Here is a 612-nt window from a genome sequence, read left to right on the forward strand (position 1 = left end):
GTATTTGAAACGAGCCACACCGCAAAATATCGTGATAGCCGGGATAGCGGGTGCAATGCCGCCGTTACTTGGTTGGACAGCTGTGACAAATGAGCTTCATTCGAACGCGTGGCTTCTTGTCATGATTATCTTTATTTGGACTCCACCGCATTTTTGGGCTTTGGCAATACATCGTAAGGAAGATTACGCCAAAGTCGACATTCCGATGCTGCCAGTAACACACGGCGTAGAATACACAAAGACTTCGATATTCCTATATACAATTTTACTTACCCTAGTATGTATTTTACCTGTACTGGTTGCCATGAGCGGTTGGTTATACTTGGTTGCATCTCTTGCGCTGAATGCAGGTTTTATCTATCACGCATGGAAGCTCAAGTACCGAACTACTCCCAAATCGGCAATGGGCACTTTTAAATATTCCATCTACCACTTAATGCTACTGTTCATTGCATTGCTTGCTGATCATTACATGTTGTAGTGCGTTAGAAAGCATGTTCCAAGGAACTGTTTTTGAACAGGACCTTGAATCTCTAAGAGTAGAGGTCTCTTTAATTTCATTGGTAAAGGCAAACGGTTTCGTTTGTTTGAGTAAAATATGCACTTTATTGT

At 41.8% G+C, this 612-nt stretch carries 1 protein-coding gene; it reads left to right on the forward strand.

Features of this window, described 5'->3' with window-relative positions:
* Positions 1-481, forward strand: a 481-nt coding sequence (locus L4C33_RS22735; protein WP_428814611.1) for a protoheme IX farnesyltransferase, incomplete at its 5' end; no start/stop codon positions are given.
* Positions 482-612: the final 131 nt, after the last annotated feature.

It is taken from the genome of Vibrio makurazakiensis (genome assembly GCF_050337375.1).
In the GTDB taxonomy this organism is placed as follows: domain Bacteria; phylum Pseudomonadota; class Gammaproteobacteria; order Enterobacterales; family Vibrionaceae; genus Vibrio; species Vibrio makurazakiensis.